A 17046-nucleotide genomic window follows, 5' to 3' on the forward strand; every position below is an offset into this window, starting at 1 on the left:
CGGGGGCGCCGATTTTCGCTTTACAAATGACATAAAGAGATAACATTATCCTTGGCAGCGGCGCGCCAGGTTGCAGGGCGGGGCACGCTGAAAGGGCCCTTCCGGGGCCACCTGCGATGCAGAGGAGGTCGACCATGGAAATGTCATCGCTGACGGCGCGTCAAATTTATGAACATGCCAAGGCAAATCCCACCCGCCGCCGCTTTGGCTTTGGCCGCAAGCCGATGCTGATCAATATCGATCTGCAGCGCGCCTATACCGCGGTCGGCGAATTTGCCACCGCCTATGAAACAGACCCGAAGCAGCTGGATTACGTCAACCAGTTGGCCGATCTGGCCCGCGTCAAGGGGCTGCCGATCACCTGGACCTATGTCGCCTACATGGAATCTGGCGAAGACTGCGGCGTCTGGGGGACGCGCACGAACACGCCGGATTCGCTGCAGAATATCAAGGTCGGCTCGCCCCGTTCGGAACTGGATCCGCGTCTGAACGTGGACACGGTCAAGGACATCGTGATCAACAAGCGCATGGCCTCGGCCTTCCACGAGACGAACCTGCAATCGCTGATGGTCTGGCATCAGTGCGATACCGTGGTTCTGACCGGGGGCTCGACCTCGGGCTGCGTGCGGGCCACCGTGGTGGATGCGATCTCGCGCGGCTATCGCGTGATCGTTCCCGAGGAATGCGTGGCCGACAAGCACGAAAGCCCGCATTTCGCCAACCTTTACGACATCGCGGTGAAATATGGCGACGTGATCCCGGTGGCCGAGGCGATCGCCTGGTATGAAGCCTTCCAGCCCGAGGCGCGCTGAGATGACCGAATCCGTGAACGAAATCCGCCCGGATCTGGGGCTTTATGATTATTTGCCCTGGCCGGGCCGGCCGAAGATCACCTGGCCCGGCGGCGCGAAGATCGCCGTCTGGATCGCGCCGAACATCGAGTTCTACGAATACGATCCGCCCAACAACCCCACGCGCACGCCCTGGGCACGGCCCAATCCGGATGTGCTGCAGTATTCGCACCGCGATTACGGCAACCGGGCGGGTTGGCAGCGGATGATGGCGGCGATGGACCGGGCGGGGTTCCGCGGGTCGGTCTCGCTTAACGTGGCGCTGTGCGATCATCACCCGGAAATCATCCGCGCCTGCGCCGACCGAGGGTGGGAGTTCTTTTCCCACGGCATCTACAACACCCGCTACGTCTACAACATGACGATCGAGCAGGAACGCGCGATCATCCGCGACGCCTTTGACACGGTGCGCCAGCATACGGGGCAGGAACTGGCGGGCTGGCTGTCGCCGGCGCTGTCGAACAACCTGTGGACGATGGACATCCTGTCCGAGGCGGGGATCCAGTATACCTGCGACATGTTCCACGATGACCAGCCGATGCCGGTGAAGGTCAAGACGGGGCGGCTGATCTCGATGCCCTATTCGCTCGAGATGAACGACGTGATCGTCTACAACAGCCAGAAGGTGACGCCGCGCCATTATGGCGAGATCATCAAGCGTCAGTTCGACCAGCTGTACAAGGAAGGCGATGAAAGCGGCACGGTGATGTGCATTCCGCTGCATCCCTATCTGGTCGGCCAGCCGCACCGGATCGAGGCCTTTGCCGAGGCGATCGACTACATCGCCGGGCATGAGGGCGTGTGGAAGGCGACGGGGCGCGAGATTGCGGCGCATTACCACGCCTCGGGCGCCTATGACGCGATGATCGCGGCGATGGCCGCGCATGACCGGGGGACCCGCTGATGCCGATGCCCGACAGCTACCTGCACTATCCCGTTCGCCGCTATGGCATGGACCATGACCGTTACGACTGGTCCGATCTGTTCACCCGCAAGCCGATCCAGTGGCCGGGCGGGGCGCGGATCGCGCTTTCGGTGGTGACGCATCTGCAGCACTTTCCGCTCGACATGCCGGCCAAGCCCTTCAAGGCGCCGGGCGCGCTGTCGATGCCCTATCCTGACTTTCGCTATTTCACCAACCGCGACTATGGCAACCGGATCGGCGTGTTCCGGGTGCTGCGGCTACTGGCGGAGAAGGGTTTGCGCACCAGCTTTGCGATCAACGGGATCATCGCGTCGCGCTATCCTGCGGTGATCCGCGCGGTGGTTGACGGTGGGCATGAGGTGGTGGCGCATGGCCTTGATATGGGCAAGGTGCACCACTCGGGGCTGGAGCCCGAGGCCGAGGATGCGATCATCGCCGAGGCGCTGCGCCTGCTGCGTGCGGCCAGCGGCCAGAAGGTCGAGGGCTGGCTGTCGCCGGGCCGGGCGCAGGGTTTCAACACGCCCGAACTTCTGGTGAAGAACGGCGTGACCTGGTCGCTTGACTGGGCCAATGACGATCTGCCCTATGAGATGCGGACCAAGGAAGGCCCGCTGCTGGCGATGCCGCAGGCCTATGAGACCGACGATCAGGTCGTGGCGAACGAGTATTTCCACTCGGAACCCGACTGGGTGCAGCAGGTCAAGGACCGGTTCGACGTGCTTTATCGTGAAAGCGCGGACTACGGTGGCCGGGTGATGAGCCTGCCGCTGCATTCCTGGGTCTCGGGGATGCCTTATCGCGTGGAATATCTGCGCGAGGTGCTGGACTATATCCTGTCGCATGACGGCGTGTGGTGCGCACCGGTGGGCGAGATCGCGGCAGCCGCGCGCGCGCAGGTGTGACCATGACCCACCCCCGCACCATGTTTGCCAAGATCTGGGAGGCGCATGAAATCCTGCGCCACCCGTCGGGCCCGTCGCTTTTGTATATCGACCGGGACATGATCCATGAGGGCAGCTTCCATGCCTTTGCCGATCTGAAGCGGCGGGGCCTGAAGCCGCGCCGACCGGGGCAGGTCTTCGGCATCGCCGATCACTATGTGCCGACCACCGGGCGCAGCGCGGCCGAGGCCGCAAGCCCGGCGATTGCCCGCATGATCGACACGTTTGACGAAAACATGGACTGGGGCGGGGTGCGCCACTTCAGCCTTTCCAGCCGGCAGCAGGGCATCGTGCATGTGGTGGCCCCCGAACAGGGGATCACCCTGCCGGGGCTGACCATCGTCTGTTCGGACAGCCACACCTCGACCCAAGGGGCGCTGGGGGCAATCGCCTTTGGTATCGGCCAGTCGGAAAACGCCCATGTGCTGGCCACGCAGACGCTGTGGCAGACCCGGCCGAAAACCATGCGCGTCACCGTCGATGGCGCGCTGGGGCAGGGGGTCAGCGCCAAGGATGTGATGCTGGCGCTGATCGCCCAGATCGGCGCGGGCGGGGCCGGGGGCCATGCGATCGAATTTGCCGGATCGGTGGTGCGGAACCTCTCGATCGAGGGGCGGCTGACGCTGTGCAACATGTCGATCGAAGCGGCGGCGCGCCTTGGCATGGTGGCCCCCGATGAAACCACCTTCACCTATATCCGCGGCCGCCATTACGCGCCAAGCGAGCAGGAATGGGACAGCGCGCTGGATCAATGGCGCCGCCTGCCCACCGATGAAGGCGCGGTCTTCGACCGCGAGGTAACGCTGGACGGCGCCGCGATCGCGCCGATGGTCACCTGGGGCACCAGCCCCGAGGATGCGCTGCCGATCACCGGCCGCGTGCCCGACCCGGCCAGCTTTGCCAGCGCCGACAAGCGCGCGGCGGCCGCGCGCGCGCTGGACTACATGGGCCTGACGCCCGGCACCGCGCTGGAAGGCCTTGCGATCGACAAGGTCTTCATCGGGTCCTGCACCAACGCCCGGATCGAGGATCTGCGCGCCGCCGCCGCCGTTCTGAAGGGGCGCAAGGCCGTGGTTCCGGCGATCATCGTGCCGGGGTCCACCCCCGTGCGCGATCAGGCCGAGGCCGAGGGCATCGCGCAAGTTTTCCGTGACGCGGGCTTTGACTGGCGCCAGTCGGGCTGTTCGATGTGCGCGGCGATGAACGGCGATGTGGTGGGGCCGGGGGAACGCTGCGCCTCGACCTCAAACCGCAACTTCGTGGGCCGCCAGGGCCCGGGCGCGCGCACCCATCTGGTCAGCCCCGCGATGGCCGCCGCCGCCGCGATCAGCGGCAAGCTGACCGACGTGCGCCGGATCTGAGAGGACGACATGAAAGCCTTCATCCGCGAAACCTCGACCGTGGCGGTGGTGCCGATCGTGAACTGCGACACCGACCAGATCATTCCTGGACGGTTCCTAAAGGCCGACCGGGCGCAGGGCTATGGCCAGTTCCTGTTCCACGACATCCGCCGCGACGCCGACGGCACCCTTGACCCCGCCTTCGCGCTGAACCGCCCGGATGCCGCAGCCGCAACGATCCTTCTGGTGGGCGACAATTTCGGCTGCGGATCATCGCGTGAGGGGGCGGTCTATGCGCTGGTCGACCACGGCATCCGCGCGCTGATCGCACCCGGCTTTGGCGACATCTTCTACAACAACGCGCTGAAGAACGGCCTTGTGCCGGTGCGCCTGCCCGCGCCGGTCTGCGACGCGCTGGCCGCGCATCTGGCGGCCCATCCGCAAGATCCGGTGACGGTCGATCTTGAGGCGGGGCAGGTCACGCTGCCCGGCGATCTGGGCGCGCATCCGATCACGATCGAACCCTTTGCCCGCGACTGCATCCTGCGCGGCCTGGATGAGATTGAACTGACCCTGACCCATCTGGACCAGATCGAGGCGTTTGAGGCGGCGCGCATTGCCGCCAACCCCTGGCTGGGCCGCTGAGACCGAAAAAGGACCAACAGATGACCCTTACCCGCACGAAACGACTGCGCCAGGCCCTTGCGGGCGACCGGGCGATCATGGCCCCGGGCGTCGTCGATGCGATGTATGCCCGCCTGGTGGCCGAAGCCGGGTTCCCCGCGATGTACATGACCGGCGCGGGCACCTCGGCCACGCGGCTGGGCTATCCGGATGTGGGCCTGCTGACGATGACCGAAATGGTCGACAACGCCACCCGCATCGCCGATGCGTCTGACGTGCCGTTGATCGCGGATGCCGACAACGGCTTTGGCGGGCCCTTGAACGTGCGCCGCGCGATCCAGCTTTATGAACGCGGCGGGGTCGCGGCGGTGCATCTGGAAGACCAGGTCCTGCCCAAGCGCTGCGGCCATCTGTCGGGCAAGCAGCTGATCTCGGCCGAGGATATGGTGGCCAAGGTCAAGGCCGCGGTGGATGCGCGGTTGGACCCGGATTTCGTGGTGATCGCGCGCACCGACGCGCTGGCGCTGCATGGCCGTAACGCCGCCTTCGACCGGGCCGAGATGTATCGCGAGGCCGGCGCCGATGTGATCTTCATCGAAAGCCCCGGCCCCGATGATCTGCCCCATATCGCGCCGCGGTTTCCGGGTGTGCCGCTTCTGTACAACATGGCAACGTCCGGCAAGACGCCGTTCCTGTCGCGGTCCGAGGTCGAGGCGCTGGGCTTCAAGCTGATCATCTATCCCAACTGGCTGCTGCTGTCGGCCTGCGAGGCCGCGCGCCGCACGCTGGAGGTGATGAAGACCGAGGAAAGCATCGCTTCGATCGCGCCCAATGTCATGACCTTCAAGCAGTTCTTCGACATGGCCCGGATGGCCGAGGTGCAGGAACTTGAGGCGCGTTATGGCACGCCCGAGGAAAGCCGCACCGATTATTGAAATCATCCCGGCGCCCCCGGCGCCGCCTTGCCAAAGAGGCCGAAGATGGCAGTTCTGTCCGCCGAAGGCGTAGAGTTCGATTTCGAAATGCCGGTCGTGGTGGTCGGCGCGGGGGCCTGTGGCCTTGTCGCGGCACTGGCCGCGCATGACGCGGGCCAAGAGGTGATGATCCTTGAACGCGACGAAAGCCCGCGCGGATCGACCTCGCTGTCGGCGGGGCTGATCCCGGCGCCCTGCACCCGCTTGCAGCGCGAAGCCGGGATTGAAGACAGCCCCGAATTGTTCGCCGCTGATCTGGTGGCCAAGACCCACGGCCACACCCCGCCGGACATGGCGCTGGTGGCGGCGCAGGCGGTTGGGCCTATGATCGACTGGCTGATGGACAGCCACGGGATCGAACTGGAACTGGTCACCGGCTTCCTTTATCCCGGCCATTCCCGGATGCGGATGCATGGCCCCAAAAGCCGCACCGGCGCGGATCTGGAACAGGCGCTGCTGGCGGCGGTGGCGGCGGCGGGGATCGATCTGGTCACCGGCGCCTCGGTTGAGGATTTGTATGCCGATGCCGACGGGCGCATCACCGGGTTGCGCTTCCGTCGCCCCGATGGCGCGCTTGAATCCCTGGGCTGCCGGGCCGTGGTGCTGGCCTGCTGTGGATTTGCGGGCGATGTCGACATGGTGCGCCGCTTCATTCCCGAAATCGCCGATGCCGAATGCTGTGGGCATCTGTCGAACACGGGCGATGCGGTGAGATGGGGCGAAGGCTTGGGCGCGGCGCTGGCCGACATGGGCGCCTATCAGGGGCATGGCTCGGTCGCGCATCCGCATGGTCTGCCGCTGACCTGGGCGGTGATCACCAAGGGCGGTGTCTTGATCAACGCCGAGGGGCGGCGTTTTTCGAATGAAATGCGCGGCTATTCGGAACATGGCGCCGAGGTGGCCGCGCAACCGGGCCATGTCGCCTGGGACATCTTCGATGACCGTGGCGAGCAAGAGGCGATCGGCTTTCACGACTATCGTGAAATCCGCAAGCTGGGCGCGGTCAAGACCGCCGCGACGCTGGACGAATTGGCCGCGGCCACCGGCCTGCCGCTTGCGGCGCTGCGCGCGGAATTCGACGCGATTGCCGAGGCTGCCCGCACTGGCACGCCCGACCGCTTTGGCCGCCGCTTTACGCCCGACGATCTGCTGCAGCCGCCCTTTCATGCGGTCAAGGTCAATGGCGCGCTGTTCCACACCCAGGGCGGGCTTGTGATCGACGCCGAGGCGCGGGTGCTGCGGCCCGATGGTCGCGCGCTGCCCAATCTGATGGCGGGTGGCGGCGCGGCACGGGGGCTGTCGGGCGATTCCAACTATGGTTACCTGTCGGGCAACGGCCTGCTGTCGGCCACCGCCTTCGGGCGCCTGGCGGGGATCAGCGCCGCGCGCATCGCCGCCAGCGGCGCCTGACCGCGCCGGGGGCGGATCCGGGCACCTAGCCCGGCTGCGCCCCGTCCAGCGTGAAATCCTTGCCCGCTTCGCGGCGCAGCGTGACGCGGTATTCATAGCGATCCGCGCAATACAGGATTTCTGCGGCGTAAAAGGGCACCAGCGCGGCATCGTAGAACAGCCTGTTCACCCGCATCAGCGGCGCGCCCACCGGGATCTGCAGGTGCTGCGAGGCATATTCATCGGCCAGCGTCGCGGTCAGCGCCTGTTCGACCTGTTCCACCTCGGCGCCGGCGCGCTGGACCAGGTCGATCATGTTCGTCGTCGTCAGATCCTCATGGCTGAATGCGCCGCCCACTTCGGGGCGCAGATAGGCCATCGACAGCGAATAGGGCTTGCCGTCCAGGTCGCGCACACGCACCGCGCGCACCAGTTCGGTGGTCGGCGCCACGCCCATCAGCGCGCAGATCCGTGGCGGGGCCTCGCCCCGGTCCAGGCTGATGACGCGCAGGCGCGTGCTTTGCCCGACCGCGTTGAGATAGTTCAAAAGCCCGCTGACATTCGACACGACCGCGCGGTTCAGCGCGTTTTCCCGCGCGCGGTCGGTGACAAAGGTGCCGCGGCCGCGGGTGCGGGTCACCAGGCCTTCGGCGGTCAGCATTTCCATCGCGCGGCGGATCGTGATCCGGCTGGCCGAAAAGGTCTCGGCCAGCTCCGCCTCGGTCGGGACGGGGACGTCGGCCGGATAATAGCCGTTCACGATCCGCTCACGCATGACCGCGTAGATCCTGTGATACAGCGGGGTGGGCGAGCTTGTCTCGGCCATGGGCAGGTCACCTCTTGCGCGGGGGCAGATCATACACACCGAATGAGTGGGACAAGTCAACGCCCCCCGCGGTTGTGGCGGTGTTGCGCCCGGTCAGCGCCCCTGCCAGCGGGGCGGACGGCGTTCCAGAAAGGCGCGCGCGCCTTCGGTGGCATCCTCGCTGGCCATGATCTGGCGCAGTGTCGCGGCGTTTTCCGCCCAAAGAGGGGGCAGGCCCGCGCGTTCGGCCGCCCGGCTGAGGCCAAGCGAGGCCGATACCGCAAGCGGCGCGTTCCGCGCGATTTCCTGGGCTAGGGCCAATGCGGCATCCAGCACCCCGCCTTCTGGCGCGCGGCGCGCGATCAGGCCCAGATCCCAGGCCTCGGCCGTGTCGATCATCCGCCCCGTCAGGATGATTTCGCGCGCCCGTCCCGGCGCGATCACGCTGGCCAGACGGGCCGCGCCGCCGCCGCCCGCGACCAGCCCGCGCATCACCTCGGGCAGGCCAAAGCGGGCGCCTTCTTCGGCCACGATCAGATCGCAGGCCAGCGCCAGTTCGAACCCGCCGGCCAGGGCCGCGCCATGCACCGCGGCGATCAGCGGCTTGGTCCGCGCGGCCTCGGTCAGGCCAGCAAAGCCGCCGGGGCCGAACAAAACCGCTTCGACCTGGCCATCGGCAAAGGCCGCCAGATCCATGCCGGCGCAGAACACCGGGCCTTCGCCACGCAGAACCGCCACCCGCAGGTCGGGGTCGGCCTCAAACCGGGCCAGCGCGTCTGTCATCGCGGCGGTGGTGGCTGCGTCGATCGCATTGCGCCGGTCGGGGCGGTCCAGCGTCAGGATGGCGATGGCGCCACGGGTTTCGAAACGCAGGGGCAGGGCGGTCATGCCGGGGTCTCCTTTTTCAGGCGGTTGCGCAGTTCGGCGCGGATGATCTTGCCGGTCGTGGTCACCGGCATGTCGCGGATCACATGGATCGCGCGGGGGTATTCATAGGCGGCCAGCCGGGTGCGGACATGATCGGCGATTTCGGCGCGCAGCGCGGGGCTGTCTTCGTGGCCGGGGCGCAGGGTGACGAAGGCCGCCACGATTTCACCGCGCAGGGGATCGGGCTGGCCGACGACGCCGGCCATGGCGATGGCGGGATGCGCGATCAGGCAATCCTCGATTTCCGCGGGGCCGACACGATAGCCGCCGGTCGAGATGATGTCATCGTCGCGCCCCTTGAACACCAGCCGCCCGTCGGGCCGGCGCAGGCCGCGGTCGCCGGTGACCAGCCAGCGCCCCTCGGGGCCGATGATGAATTTCGCCGCCGTGGCCGCCGGTTGGTTCCAATAGCCCAGAAACATCACCGGATCGGGTGACAGGATTGCGATGGCGCCTTCGTCCCCGTCGGGCAGGCGGCGGCCGTCCTCGTCGATCACATCGACGCGGTGGCCCGGCACCGGCCAGCCCATGACGCCGTTTTCGGGGGGCGCCAGCGTGCCGCAGCTGGACACGACCATGTTGCATTCCGTCTGGCCGTAGAATTCGTTGATCGTCACGCCAAGCGCCTGGCGGCCCCAATCCAGCAGTTGCGTGCCCAGCGGTTCCCCCCCCGAGGCGACCGAGCGCATCTTCAGCCCCCAGGTCAGGCTGTCGGGGTCGGCCTTCATCATCTTGAGCGCGGTCGGCGGCAGGAAGGCGTTGCGCACGTCAAAGCGGCGGATCAGATCGGCCGCCGCCCGGGCCGAGAATTTGCGGAAGCGGCAGGCCACGACCGGCACGCCATGATGCAGCGCGGGCATCAGCACATCCAGAAGCCCGCCGATCCAGGCCCAGTCGGCCGGGGTCCAGATCCGGTCGCCGGGCCGGGGCAGGAAATCATGGCTCATCTCGACACCGGGCAGATGGCCCAGCAGCACCCGGTGCGCATGCAGCGCGCCCTTGGGGTTGCCGGTGGTGCCCGAGGTGTAGATCAGCAGCGCAGGCGCATTGGCCAGCGTCTGCACCGGCGCAAAGCGGTCCTCGGCGGCGGCGCAGGCGGCGTCGAAATCCAGCGCGCCGGGGGCCGGGCCGTCAACGGTGAAGATGACTTGCAGATCGGGCAGATCCGCCCGGATGCTCTGGATCAGCGGCAGGCTGGCGTGATCGGTCACCAGAACGCGCGCGCCGCTGTCGCGCAGCCGGTGCAGCAGCGCCTCGGGGCCGAACAGCGTGAACAGGGGCAATGAAATGCACCCGGCCTTGAAGGCGGCGATATGGGCGATGGCGGTTTCGCGCCGCTGCGGCAGCAGGATCGCCACCCGGTCGCCCGGATCGCGCCCGTTGCCGCGCAGGCCCAGGCCCACCAGCACATTGGCAAAGCGGTCCGAGGCCGCGCGCAGCTGGGCGAAGGTGGTCTGCCGGGCGGGGCCATAGCCATCCTCGGTCACCTCGATCAGGGCGACGCGGTCCGGATCGGTCGCCGCCCAGCGATCGCAGACATCGACGCCGATGTTGTAGAATTCGGGGATATCCCAGCGAAATGCCGACATGGTCGCGGCATAGCTTTCCCTGCGAGACAGCACCATTTCCTCCCGTTTGCCGGGGCCGCGCCCCACGCAGGGCCGCCCGTTCCTCCGGGGGAAAGTGAAAGCATCCGCGGGGGGCTTGTCCACCGCCGGAAAAGTTGACGCTAGGTAAAGCAAACGCCGCCGAGCGGGGATCAGGTGATCAGGAATCGCGCCCTTTCGCTGCGCGCGACGCGCTGCAGATATTCCGACACGACGCGCACCCGGGCCAGGTCTTCGGTGCTTTGATGGCTGAGAATCCAGGCGGTGCGCTTCAGCACGTAATCGCCCGTCAGCACCGGCTCCAGGCCGGGGTCGTCCAGCGCCATGAACCGGGGCAGGATCGCCAGCCCCGCGCCTTCGCGGGCGGCCTCGCGCTGGGCGATCATCGAGGTTGAAGAAAAGCCCACCGGCGTGCTGATGCCCAGTTCCTCCAGATAGCGCAATTCGGGGGAAAACAGCATCTCGGGGATATAGCCGACCAGCCTGTGGCGGCGCAGATCCTGCAGCTTCGTGGGCGTCCCATAGCGGCGCAGATAGTCGGGCGCGGCAAAGAAATGCAGGTGATAATCGGTCATCTTGCGCGCCAGCAGCCGCCCGCTTTCGGGCAAGGACAGATCGATCGACAGATGCACCTCTTGATGCGACAGCTGGAACTGGCGCGAACGGATCACCAGCGACACCTCGACATCGGGATGGTCCTGCTGAAACCGCGCCAGAAGCGGCGTCACGACAAAGGTGCCAAGCCCGTCGGGCGCGCCGATGCGCACCATGCCCGCCAGCCGGCCTGCCTCGCCCACGATCTGTTCGTGCACGCGCGTGCTGGCCCGTTCGATATCAAGCGCGATCGGCAACAGCCGCTCACCGGCCTTGGTCAGCGCGTATCCGGCCTCATCGCGGATGAACAGATGCGCCCCCACGGTCTTTTCCAGCGCCTTGATCCGGCGGGCCACGGTGGTCTGGTCGATCGCCAGCGCCCGGCCCGCCGCGGTCATCCGTTTCAGCCGGTAAAGGGCCAGGAAGAACTTCAGATCGTTCCAGTCAAAACTATCCTGCATTTCTGCAGATTACATCTGCAAATATATCCATGTCAAACCGGCACATCCCGCCCTTTAATCCGGATCGCAAAGGCTGCGCGAGGAGGCACAGGCCGACCGCGTCAATAATAAGGGAGGGAAGCGATGCTTCTGATCCGTCTGATCGACGGCATCAATGAGATCGTGGGCCGAATCGTCGCGTTCGTCGCGGTGATCTTCGCGCTCATGATCATCTATGACGTCGTGATGCGTTACGGGTTCAATGCCCCCACGCTGTGGGCATTCGATCTTACGAAACAACTGTTCGGGTTCTATTTCGTCCTTCTGGGCGGCTATGCGCTGCGCCATCAGGCGCATGTGCGCGTGGACCTGGTGACCGAAAAGCTAAGCCCCGGGGTCCGGCGCGTTGTGGATGTGCTGGGCTATCTGATCTTTTTCTTTCCCTTCGCCTGGGTGTTCACCACCCGCAGCTGGGAATTCGCGATGCGCTCGCTGAACCAGGGGGAAACCACCTATGGTGCGATCCAGTTGCCGGTCTATCCGGTCAAGATCGCGATGGCGGTGGCGGCGGCGCTGTTGCTGCTCCAGGGGGTGTCCGAGCTGCTGAAGCTGATCCTGAACAAGCCGGAGCCGCATCATGTCGGGTGAAATCATTGGTCTGATCATGGCGGGCCTGTTGCTGACGGGGCTGTTCATGGGCCACCCGCTGGCCTTCGTTCTGGGCGGCACGGCGGTTCTGGGCGCGCTGATCGCGGGCAAGCCGATGGTGCTGGGCATCGTCATCAACCGCATCTTTGGCGAGGTGCTGGACAATTACATCCTGATCGCGATCCCGCTGTTCGTGCTGATGGCGAGGTTCCTGTCGGATTCGGGCGTCACCGACCGCATGTTCGAAACGCTGCGGCTGTTGATGGGCCGGGTGACCGGGGGGCTTGGGCTGGCGGTCGTGTTCATCTCGATCCTGCTGGCGGCGACCACCGGCATCATCGGCGCCTCGATCACGGTGATGGGGGTGATGGCGCTGAAGCCGATGCTGCAATACGGCTATTCCAAGCGGCTGACCACGGGCGTCATCGCGGCCTCGGGCTGCCTGGGCATCCTGATCCCGCCGTCGATCATGCTGATCCTGATGTCGTCGAATTCGGGTCTGTCGGTGGGCGAGCTGTTTGCCGGTTCGATGGTGCCGGGCGTGATCCTGGGGCTTTTGTATGCGGGCTATGTCGCGCTGGTGGCGCTGATCCGGCCCGATCTGGCCCCGCCCGTGGCCCTTGAGGAACGTGTGCCGGTGGGCCAGCTGGTGCGGATGCTGCTGCTGGAGGCGCTGCCGCCGCTGGTGCTGATCTTTGGCATCCTGGGCACGATGCTGGCCGGGATCGCCACGGCAACCGAGGCCTCGGCCATCGGGGCGGCGCTGGCGCTGGGGATCGTGCTGATGCGCGGCCGCTTCGAATGGGCCACCTTCGCCTCGGCTTTGTGGGAAACGGCGCGCACCTCGGCGATGATCCTGTTCATCGTCGTGGGGGCCACGGCCTTTACCGGCGTGTTCAACATCACCGGCGGTCTGCATGCGGCGCAGAACCTGATGCGCTCGCTGGAGATGGAGCCCTGGATGCTGATCACGATGATGATGTTCATCGTCTTCGTGCTGGGCATGTTTCTGGACTGGACGGGGATCGTTCTGCTGTCCTTCCCGATCTTCCTGCCGGTGGTGCGGGAAATGGGCATCAGCGAGCTGTGGTTCGTCGTGCTGACCGCGGTGGTGCTGCAGACCTCGTTCCTGACGCCGCCCTTCGGCTATGCGCTGTTCTACATGCGCGCGCTGTCCCCGCGTGAGGTGAAGACCTCGGATATCATCCTGGGCGTGATGCCCTTCATCGCGCTGATCGTGATGATGGCCCTTGCCCTGGCGTTCTTCCCGCAGCTGATCACCTGGCTGCCGGATACCCTTTACAAGACCCAATGACACGGAGGAGAAGCTGATGCATACCAACAAAGCCCTGAAGACCGGGTTCCTGTCGCTGATGCTGGCAGGCGCCGGTGTGGCCGCCCAGGCGGAAACGTCCTGGCAGATGACCACGACCTGGCCGAACTCGCTTGAACTGATCGAGATGGACAAGCATTTCGTCGAACTGGCGAACAAGCTGACCGCGGGTGATCTGAAGATCGAATTCTTCGAAGGTGGCAGCCTGGTGCCCGCGGGCGAAGTGTTCGGCGCTGTCGAAAGCGGCACGATCCAGGCGGGCGGCGACTGGCCGGGCTACTGGGCGGGGCGTGATGCGGCCTTTTCGCCGCTGGCCACCACCGCCAGCCTGTTCAACGCCGTCGACTACGTGAACTGGATCCAGCAGTGGGGCGGCAAGGATCTGTATAATGAGATCTACGGCAAGTTCGGCATGGTCTATCTGCCCTATGCGGTGACCAACAACGAATCCGGCTTCCGCACCAAAGATCCGATCCGCTCGATCGACGATCTGCAGGGCAAGCGCCTGCGTCTGTCGGGCCTGGAACAGGGCCGTCTGCTGACCCAGCTGGGCGGTAGCCAGGTGTCGATGGCCGGCGGCGAGATCTATCAGTCGCTGGAACGCGGCGTGATCGATGGGGCCGAATTCTCGACCCCGAACGTGGACTGGTCGGGCGGCTTCCAGCAGGTGACCAAATATTGGGCAACCCCGGGCTGGCACCAGTCGGCCTCGATCTTCGGGGTGATGATCAACAAGCAGGCCTGGGATGCGCTAAGCCCCGAGACCCAGGAAAAGCTGCAGATCGCGGCGGATGCGAACCTGGTCTGGTCGCTGGCCTTCACCGAAAAGCGCGCCAATGACGCCTACAAGCAGTTCCAGGAGGTGAATGAGATCACCCGCATGGATGATGCCGCGCTGGAAAAGATCCAGACCATGGCCAATGCCGTGATCGAAGAGGTTGCCTGCGAAAACCCGTCCTCGGCCAAGGTCTACCTGAGCCAGCTGGAATACCTGCAGGATTATTCGAACTGGCGCGAAGCCTCGGCCCCGTTCAACCTGGGCCGCACGCCGAACGGGCCGGATATCGAAAAGATCCGCGCCTGCGCCAACAAGTAAGCCGCGTCGCGGCGACCGGACGGGGCCCCGCGGGGCCCCGTTTTCCTTGGGCGGGCCCGACCCCGGGGAAGGTGTGGTTGCTTGACCGCGTTGTCGCACCGAACCCGCCGGCCCCAATCCGCGGGAGGGCGCAGATTCAGTCTTTGGCGAATGTCTGGGGGACAGCTATGTCGTCGCATGCTGTCGAGCGCGGCGTATTCTGCACACTGATGACGCCGAGCTGTACGAGCGGTTTAAGTGGTGCCCAAAGCTAGTTCTGTTTGTCTGGTTCACGTCCCGTTACAGGCACCGCGTCAGCTCATAACCTCAGCAAACACAGGGGTAATCGAAGGTGACAGCATAGGTCAACAGGCACCAGTTGTTCTACGGGATGTTCTACGGTGGCTGCCGCACCGTGCAGACCACCAGCCTCAGGGAAGAGGAAGCGGGCGGCTGGAGGGTGTGGAGAGGACTGCCAGCGACCCCCACCGATCTTCCCGTTTGCCTTCCCTGCGTTGGTAGCGCCAGCCTCGACGGTGGCCCCGCCTCTGCCACCCCTGATGGGGGAAAAGCGCAACGCGTCCAGTATCGGTGAGGCTCTGAGACGTGTGACCCCTGAACATTCCGCGTTATGTCGTTGCTGTGGGTGGGGAGGTAGGAGAAGCGAGGGTGTCTCTTATGGGTCCCTCTATGGTGCGCATTTCGCGGAATCTGGGCAGTGATTTCGCGTGATCTCGGGCACGCATTTCACGGCATCTCGGGCAGCCATTTCGCGCCCTCGGGCAGGCTGGCCAACGGGTGTTATTGAGTCAGGGTGCGACGCCCTGGTCAAGAGTTTTCAATGTGCTCATTTTCTTGCGCATGCTGTCGCCGCTCAGCGTGAGACGGTGCGCATTGTGGACAAGGCGGTCGAGGATGGCATCCGCCAGGGTGGGATCTCCGATCACCTCGAACCATTGATCGACAGGCAACTGGCTTGTCACGATGGTCGAGCCGCGACCTTGGCGGTCGTCGAGAATTTCCAGCAAGTCGCGCCGCTCTGTCGGTGTCAGAACCGACAGTCCCCAATCGTCGAGGATCAGCAATTCCGTGCGTTCGATCGCCTTGAGGACACGGGCATGCCGTCCGTCGCCTCTGGCGACGGCCAGAATCTGGAACAGGCGAGGGACGCGGTGATAGACGACGCGCCGATCATCCCGGCAAGCCTTGTTCCCGAGGGCGCAAGCAATCCAGCTTTTTCCCAGGCCTGTTGGGCCAGTGATCAGCAGGTTTTCATGGCGGTTGATCCAGCCACCATCGATCAGATACGCCATGACAGCCGCATCGATGCCGCGCGGGCTGCGCATATCGATATCTTCGACGCAGGCTGTGTGACGCAGGGCCGCAAAGCGCAGCCGGGTTGCCAGTCTCTTGGCATCACGTTCTGCGGCTTCGCGATCAACAAGCAGGCCCAGCCGTTCTTCAAAGCTCAGGCTTTCAAACATGGCGCCCGCGCGGCGCTGCTCATGCAGGGCCTGCGCCATACCGCTCAGCCCGATCGCCTCCAGGCGGTCGCAAGTGGGATGTGTCAGCAAGGGTCGTCTCCTTTTCAGTGGTAATATTTCTGGCCGCGGATGTTGGGGTGGTGCAGCGGCAGTTCATCGGGTTCCGGCTCCATGAATGCCTGATCAAGGCCGGTCTTCAGGATGGAACGGATGGATGAGACCGACCGGGCCTTGATGCTGATCCCGCGCCGGCACGCAGCATCAAGTCGCTGCGGTTCAAAGCTTCTGGCCAGCGACAGTATGCCCAGGCAGGTCCGGAAGCCCTGCTCGGGATGCGGCCTGTCCTGCATCACGATGTCACAAAACGCAGCCACCGATGGTCCCAGCTTTGCAGCATTGCTGAGGATCCGCGCAGGGGACCATTCCGCATAGCGGCGGTGAGCCGAGGGCATATGCTCTGGCGCCGTGATATGGCTGCGGCGTCCGGGGTCACGCAGGTGGCTGGCGACGCGTTTGCCGCGATGGAAGACTTCCACGGTCCTGTGGGTGATGCGCGCGTCAACCACCTGCCGGATCAGGCTGAACGGCACGGAATACCAGCAGCGATCCACCTCGATATGATAATCCGGCGCAACACGGGCACGTTTCCAACGCGCAAAGACATAGGGTTCAGCAGGCAATGGCTGCAGCTTCGGGCGATCGAGCGTTGCAAACAGGTCCGCCCGGCTTGCCCCATAATCGCGCATGACACGCATGTTCAATTCGTCCAGCAACGGCCGGATGGCGGCATTCAGCTCTGCCAGCGAGAAGAACCTGTGATTGCGCAACCGCGCGAGGATCCAGCGTTGGGCAACCTGAACGGCCACCTCGACCTTGGCTTTATCCTTGGGTTTGCGCACGCGCGCGGGCAGGATCGCCGTGCCGTAATGTTCCGCCATTTCGGCATAGGTCCGGTTCAAGCCGGGATCATATCGGTCTGCCTTGGTGACGGCTGACTTGAGATTGTCGGGCACAACGACCTGTGGCACGCCGCCCAGATAGGCGAACAGCCCGACATGGGCCGCAATCCAGTCCTCAAGGCCTTCGCTG

General features: G+C 65.2%; 16 protein-coding genes. 10 read left to right on the top strand and 6 right to left on the bottom strand.

The genetic code is table 11. The features are described from left to right. The first annotated feature begins 134 nt into the window (after nt 1-134). The 7 genes from RGD00_RS18935 to RGD00_RS18965 are packed head-to-tail and all read left to right on the top strand — an operon-like array spanning nt 135 to nt 7065. On the top strand, nt 135-812 hold the full coding sequence (locus RGD00_RS18935) for an isochorismatase family protein (protein ID WP_310458842.1): 678 nt from the start codon (nt 135-137) through the stop codon (nt 810-812). 1 nt (nt 813) lies between these two features. Next, nucleotides 814-1755 carry a polysaccharide deacetylase family protein gene (locus RGD00_RS18940; RefSeq protein ID WP_310458843.1) on the top strand — a complete coding sequence of 314 codons (942 nt, stop codon included), beginning with the start codon at nt 814-816 and terminating at the stop codon, nt 1753-1755. Then, a complete protein-coding gene (locus tag RGD00_RS18945) occupies nt 1755-2678 on the top strand; it encodes a polysaccharide deacetylase family protein (RefSeq protein ID WP_310458844.1) in 924 nt (307 codons plus the stop codon). The genes RGD00_RS18940 and RGD00_RS18945 overlap by 1 nt, the downstream gene beginning before the upstream one ends. Nucleotides 2679-2680: 2 nt before the next feature. Continuing rightward, the gene (gene leuC / locus RGD00_RS18950; RefSeq protein WP_310458845.1) at nt 2681-4078 is read left to right on the top strand and encodes a 3-isopropylmalate dehydratase large subunit; all 1398 of its coding nucleotides are present in this window, start codon (nt 2681-2683) and stop codon (nt 4076-4078) included. A gap of 9 nt (nt 4079-4087) precedes the next feature. Then, nucleotides 4088-4702 (top strand): 3-isopropylmalate dehydratase small subunit, encoded by a 615-nt coding sequence (gene leuD / locus RGD00_RS18955; RefSeq protein WP_250046468.1) that lies wholly within the window; start codon nt 4088-4090, stop codon nt 4700-4702. A gap of 20 nt (nt 4703-4722) precedes the next feature. Beyond that, entirely contained in the window at nt 4723-5616 is an 894-nt protein-coding gene (locus RGD00_RS18960; RefSeq protein WP_310458846.1) for an isocitrate lyase/PEP mutase family protein, read from the top strand. A gap of 45 nt (nt 5617-5661) precedes the next feature. Next, nucleotides 5662-7065, top strand: coding sequence for an FAD-dependent oxidoreductase (locus RGD00_RS18965; protein ID WP_310458847.1), 1404 nt, complete (start codon nt 5662-5664; stop codon nt 7063-7065). Nucleotides 7066-7090: 25 nt separating this feature from the next. Here RGD00_RS18965 and RGD00_RS18970 read toward each other — a convergent pair whose 3' ends face one another. The 4 genes from RGD00_RS18970 to RGD00_RS18985 form a co-directional block, all read right to left on the bottom strand. Next, a complete protein-coding gene (locus RGD00_RS18970; protein WP_250046471.1) occupies nt 7091-7870 on the bottom strand; it encodes a GntR family transcriptional regulator in 780 nt (259 codons plus the stop codon). A 93-nt stretch (nt 7871-7963) separates the two neighbouring features. After that, nucleotides 7964-8737, bottom strand: a complete 774-nt coding sequence (locus tag RGD00_RS18975; protein WP_310458848.1) for an enoyl-CoA hydratase-related protein — start codon at nt 8735-8737, stop codon at nt 7964-7966. Continuing rightward, the gene (locus tag RGD00_RS18980; protein ID WP_310458849.1) at nt 8734-10398 is read right to left on the bottom strand and encodes an AMP-binding protein; all 1665 of its coding nucleotides are present in this window, start codon (nt 10396-10398) and stop codon (nt 8734-8736) included. Before RGD00_RS18980 ends, RGD00_RS18975 begins: the two co-directional genes overlap by 4 nt. Nucleotides 10399-10535: 137 nt before the next feature. Beyond that, complete coding sequence (locus tag RGD00_RS18985; protein WP_310458850.1) at nt 10536-11438, bottom strand: LysR family transcriptional regulator; 903 nt, start codon at nt 11436-11438, stop codon at nt 10536-10538. Nucleotides 11439-11561: 123 nt separating this feature from the next. On the opposite strand from RGD00_RS18985, the gene RGD00_RS18990 reads away from it, so the two are divergent. Genes RGD00_RS18990 through dctP form a run of 3 tightly spaced genes read left to right on the top strand, consistent with a single transcriptional unit; the run spans nt 11562 to nt 14494 of the window. Further along, on the top strand, nt 11562-12065 hold the full coding sequence (locus RGD00_RS18990) for a TRAP transporter small permease subunit (RefSeq protein ID WP_310458851.1): 504 nt from the start codon (nt 11562-11564) through the stop codon (nt 12063-12065). After that, nucleotides 12055-13380, top strand: coding sequence for a TRAP transporter large permease (locus RGD00_RS18995; RefSeq protein ID WP_310458852.1), 1326 nt, complete (start codon nt 12055-12057; stop codon nt 13378-13380). Before RGD00_RS18990 ends, RGD00_RS18995 begins: the two co-directional genes overlap by 11 nt. A gap of 58 nt (nt 13381-13438) precedes the next feature. Further along, entirely contained in the window at nt 13439-14494 is a 1056-nt protein-coding gene (gene dctP, locus RGD00_RS19000; RefSeq protein WP_250046477.1) for a TRAP transporter substrate-binding protein DctP, read from the top strand. A gap of 788 nt (nt 14495-15282) precedes the next feature. On the opposite strand, the gene istB is transcribed toward dctP, so the two are convergent. Next, nucleotides 15283-16047, bottom strand: a complete 765-nt coding sequence (gene istB / locus RGD00_RS19005) for an IS21-like element helper ATPase IstB (RefSeq protein WP_310458853.1) — start codon at nt 16045-16047, stop codon at nt 15283-15285. A 14-nt stretch (nt 16048-16061) separates the two neighbouring features. After that, nucleotides 16062-17046, bottom strand: a 985-nt coding sequence (gene istA, locus RGD00_RS19010) for an IS21 family transposase (protein WP_310458854.1), incomplete at its 5' end; no start/stop codon positions are given.

Source organism: Ruixingdingia sedimenti, from assembly GCF_031432425.1.
In the GTDB taxonomy this organism is placed as follows: Bacteria; Pseudomonadota; Alphaproteobacteria; order Rhodobacterales; family Rhodobacteraceae; genus Ruixingdingia; species Ruixingdingia sedimenti.

What these genes read in the sequence shown, in the direction of transcription:
- RGD00_RS18970 (WP_250046471.1), bottom strand. Translation starts at nt 7,870, where the DNA reads ATGGCCGAGACAAGCTCGCCCACCCCGCTGTATCACAGGATCTACGCG.
- dctP (WP_250046477.1), top strand. Translation starts at nt 13,439, where the DNA reads ATGCTGGCAGGCGCCGGTGTGGCCGCCCAGGCGGAAACGTCCTGGCAG.
- leuD (WP_250046468.1), top strand. Translation starts at nt 4,088, where the DNA reads ATGAAAGCCTTCATCCGCGAAACCTCGACCGTGGCGGTGGTGCCGATC.
- RGD00_RS18965 (WP_310458847.1), top strand. Translation starts at nt 5,662, where the DNA reads ATGGCAGTTCTGTCCGCCGAAGGCGTAGAGTTCGATTTCGAAATGCCG.
- RGD00_RS18945 (WP_310458844.1), top strand. Translation starts at nt 1,755, where the DNA reads ATGCCGATGCCCGACAGCTACCTGCACTATCCCGTTCGCCGCTATGGC.
- RGD00_RS18935 (WP_310458842.1), top strand. Translation starts at nt 135, where the DNA reads ATGGAAATGTCATCGCTGACGGCGCGTCAAATTTATGAACATGCCAAG.
- leuC (WP_310458845.1), top strand. Translation starts at nt 2,681, where the DNA reads ATGACCCACCCCCGCACCATGTTTGCCAAGATCTGGGAGGCGCATGAA.
- RGD00_RS18975 (WP_310458848.1), bottom strand. Translation starts at nt 8,737, where the DNA reads ATGACCGCCCTGCCCCTGCGTTTCGAAACCCGTGGCGCCATCGCCATC.
- RGD00_RS18985 (WP_310458850.1), bottom strand. Translation starts at nt 11,438, where the DNA reads ATGCAGGATAGTTTTGACTGGAACGATCTGAAGTTCTTCCTGGCCCTT.
- RGD00_RS18990 (WP_310458851.1), top strand. Translation starts at nt 11,562, where the DNA reads ATGCTTCTGATCCGTCTGATCGACGGCATCAATGAGATCGTGGGCCGA.
- RGD00_RS18995 (WP_310458852.1), top strand. Translation starts at nt 12,055, where the DNA reads ATGTCGGGTGAAATCATTGGTCTGATCATGGCGGGCCTGTTGCTGACG.
- RGD00_RS18940 (WP_310458843.1), top strand. Translation starts at nt 814, where the DNA reads ATGACCGAATCCGTGAACGAAATCCGCCCGGATCTGGGGCTTTATGAT.
- RGD00_RS18960 (WP_310458846.1), top strand. Translation starts at nt 4,723, where the DNA reads ATGACCCTTACCCGCACGAAACGACTGCGCCAGGCCCTTGCGGGCGAC.